The 3,718-nt window shown below is 34.6% G+C and carries 3 protein-coding genes; all 3 read left to right on the top strand.

Annotated features, from left to right (window positions below; all coding sequences use genetic code 11):
- Nucleotides 1–414 precede the first annotated feature (414 nt).
- The 3 genes from mobC to CQA38_RS09100 all read left to right on the top strand — a co-directional run bounded on the left by mobC (nucleotide 415) and on the right by CQA38_RS09100 (nucleotide 3,600).
- Nucleotides 415–717, top strand: a complete 303-nt coding sequence (gene mobC / locus CQA38_RS09090) for a plasmid mobilization relaxosome protein MobC (RefSeq protein ID WP_137633688.1) — start codon at nucleotides 415–417, stop codon at nucleotides 715–717.
- Entirely contained in the window at nucleotides 707–2,227 is a 1,521-nt protein-coding gene (locus CQA38_RS09095) for a relaxase/mobilization nuclease domain-containing protein (protein WP_137633689.1), read from the top strand. The genes mobC and CQA38_RS09095 overlap by 11 nt, the downstream gene beginning before the upstream one ends.
- 293 nt (nucleotides 2,228–2,520) lie before the next feature.
- Nucleotides 2,521–3,600 carry a replication initiation protein gene (locus CQA38_RS09100; RefSeq protein WP_137633690.1) on the top strand — a complete coding sequence of 360 codons (1,080 nt, stop codon included), beginning with the start codon at nucleotides 2,521–2,523 and terminating at the stop codon, nucleotides 3,598–3,600.
- Nucleotides 3,601–3,718 lie beyond the last annotated feature (118 nt).

Genomic DNA, 3,718 nt, shown 5'->3' on the forward strand with positions numbered 1-3,718 from the left:
TTTTCGCAAATTTAGCCCCCTATTTTCCATATCAAAACAGCCCTTAAACAAGTATAAACAAGATATATATTAAACAAGGGGAAAAACTTTTGCTTAAGCTTTTTTTAAGAAATCATCTTTTTTAGCTAAATTTTGAAGCTTTTTCTTGCTAAATTTAAGCAAAAAATGTATAATTTTATATATAGGGCGAGGTTACTTTTTGTATTACATACAAAAAGAACGCTCGCAAGGGGAAAACCTCCCCTTTGAACCCCTAATCTCACCCCCTTTTACTTTTGGGGTGAGAGCTAAAAACTTTTTGGCTCTAAAGGACCAAGAAAGTTTTTAGCAATAGGAAGCAAGACCCTATTTGCTAGCGCAAATGTCTTGCTTATAATTTCGCTTGCTTTCGCAAGCTCTGCAAAAAGGGAAAAAATGAAGTCTATCATCAAAAGCATTAGGATCACTCAAGAGCAATTAGAGCTTATTAATGCTAAAAAGAAAGATTTGAGCTTTACAGAGTTTGCAATTTCATCAATGCTTCATAATACGCCAAAAAAAGAAAGACGCTTAAAAGAGAATAGAAATTTAGTAATGGAGCTTGCACGCTGGGGAAATAATTTAAATCAAGTCGCTAAGCATTTAAACACAAATAAAAGCTTTGACAGGGTAGGGCTTGAAATGCTAAAGCGTATTGAGGAACACTTGCAAGCTTTAAGGCTGGCTAATGATTGTTAAATTTTTTGCTACAAAAAAGGGCGGAGGTGTAAGCAGTATTAACTACTTGCTAGATAAAAGAACGCAATTAGGAACAGCTAGAATTTTACAAGGCAACGCAGAGACCACCAAAAATTTAATCAAAGCAATGAGCCAAAAGCATAAAACTTGTATGGGGTGCTTAAGCTTTGAGGAGCAAAACATAAGCGAGGAGCTCAAAAAAGAACTTATGCAAAGCTTTGAAAACGCCTTATTAACGCCAGCAATGCAGGGGCGTTATAACATTCTTTGGGTAGAGCATACAGACAAGGGCAGATTAGAATTAAATTTTATAATCCCTAAAATCGATTTAGAGAGCAAAAAAGCACTTAACCCATACTTTCATATGGCTGATAAGAAAAGAATTGAAATTTGGCAGGATTTAAGCAATTTAAACCATAATTTCACAAACCCAAAAGACCCAGCAAAACAAAACACCATTCAAGGCAGTAAAAAACAAAAAGAACTTTTTAGCGATTACGAAGCCTTAGACAAGCTTTTAACCGCTGAAGTAATGCAAGGTAATATAAAGTCAAGGGATCACCTCATTTCGCTTTTAAAAACGCAGGAAATTGAAATAACAAGACAAGGCAAAGATTACATAAGCATAAAATTACCAAACAGCCAAAAAGCAAAACGATTTAAAGGGGGTATTTACGATGAAAAATTTAGAAGTCTTAGAGACATTGAAGCAATCTATACAAGAGCAAGAGAGCAAGAACAAGCGTATAATCAACGAGATAACAGAGCAATACTTGCAGAATATAGAGCAAAACTTGACGAACAAATTAAGCGAAAAACTGAATTCTACGATGAGCTTATTAAGCGACAAGCAGAGCAAAGCTCAAAGAGAGCTAGAGAGAGAAGCTTTGGAAATGCGGAGGAATTTCAAAGACTTGCAAAGCAGGCTATTGAGCGAAATGCAGGAAATGAGCTTAGAGCCGATGAAATACAAACTCACAGGGCTAATAATCAGCTTTTTTTTGGGAATGGCGACTATGGCATTACTTTTTCTAACGATCTTCAAATAAAGGCAGATAATGACAGCACTAGAACTAGAATTATGCAAAGAAATAGAGACCTTACAGCAAGAGCTAGAGAAAATGCAGAACAAAGAAGCAGAACTTTACAGGGCTTTAAACAATCAAACAGCACTACTAGAGAGAACGAACGCAAGCAACAAGAACTTATTAGAGCTCATAGAGAAAGAGAGACAAGATCACGAACAAGACTTAGAGGAGTTGAGGATCAGTTTTCAAACGAAGCTCAACAATTTAACCGAGAACTTAGAAGCCTTTCAGTTGAGTATGGAGCAAGAACTTTTAAAATACGAGGAAGCATTAACCGAACACGAGATAAGCTCGCAGGAATTAGAGAGCTCGTATCGACAAAATTTGCAGAGCTTGCAGACAAATTTACAAGAGCAATTAGACAGCATATTCAAAAAGTGAAAGAGCGACAAAGGCAAAGAAACAGGGGATTTAGTAGGTAAAAACTATTAAAGTTTTAAAACTTACCTCTTTTTAAAAAGAGTTATTTTTAATAACTTTACTCTTTTATTAACTATTCTTAGCTAAAATAAACTTGTCCCTATCGTAAAGGTAGGGACAAAACCCAATTAGGAGCACGCTATGAAAAAACATAGCAAAAGGTGCTCTGCGTTTGTATTATACCTAAATTTTCGCATCTTTGGTGTGAAAGTTGAAGTTTTTATTAAGCGTTAGAGTGCTGGTGGGGCAGGACGACTGCTCCGCCTCCAAGTTGGGTAACTTCTAAGGCTTTAAAATGGATACTTCAAAAAAGAAAAAATCAATCAAACAAAGAGCCAAAAAGGCTATAGTAACACAAGACAACCGCTTCATTTATGCTAAATACGATATGAACGCAAATGAGCTTAAATTTTTTATGTGGATCGTCGCACAGCTTAACAGCCAAAAGGACAGCTTATTTCAAGTGTGCGAGATACCTGTAAGTGAAATTTTTCAAGTTTTTGATAACAAAAGCAATGAAAATTTTACATATGTAAAAAATATCATTGATAATATGGCTAAAAAAGTTTATATAGAGGACTTCAAGCTACTTGATGAAAAAACAATGAAAGAAGTCGAAGTTCATAGAGCTATGCCATTATTTCAGTTTTTAGAGTATAAAAAAGGCGAAGCAAATGTATCTTATAGGCTCAACGATAGCCTTATGCAGTATCTATTAGACCTTAAAAGAGATTTTACGCAGATTAAATTTGATGATATTCAGCAAATGAAATCAGCCTACAGCATAAGAATTTATAATATGCTTGTATGCGAGCTTAAGCAAAACAAGCAAAGCCTAAAAATCAATCTTTCAGCCTTACAAAATATCTTGGAAGTGCCTAAAAGCTTTTATGTATGGGAGGATTTCAAGAAAAATGTCTTAGCACAAGCCAAAAAAGACATAAACACTAAATCTAATCTAGTTTTGCTTGATATTAAGACCTTTAAAACAGGGCGTAAAATTACAGACCTAGAGTTTATCTTTGACTACAAAAACAACGACAAACGCATTAAGCGAGAGCAAGAAAAGGAGCAGAGCTTCTACAATGAGCTTATAAAAATCATTCAAGAATATATAGGCAAATCGATCTACCAAAAAAGATTTGGCGAAATGATTATAATAAGCTATCAATTCGATGAGGAAAAAAAGGACTTAAAGCTTATCGCAAAGAGAAAGGCAGATGATAAGTTTGTGCATTTTGGTGTTAAGAGCTTTAAAGATATTAACGCACTAAAGAAAGCCAAAGACAAAGCAGAGGAGCTTTTTTACCTTGATGAAGTAAAAGTTCTTAAGTCCAAAGAAGCTCAAAACAAGTATAGAAGCTTATTTGATTAAATTTATTTTGTCGGGTAAAATGTCTGTTTTCGCAAATTTAGCCCCCTATTTTCCATATCAAAACAGCCCTTAAACAAGTATAAACAAGATATATATTAAACAAGGGGAAAAACTTTTG

The sequence above is a fragment of the Campylobacter sp. MIT 12-5580 genome (assembly GCF_005406235.1).
In the GTDB taxonomy this organism is placed as follows: Bacteria; Campylobacterota; Campylobacteria; order Campylobacterales; family Campylobacteraceae; genus Campylobacter_D.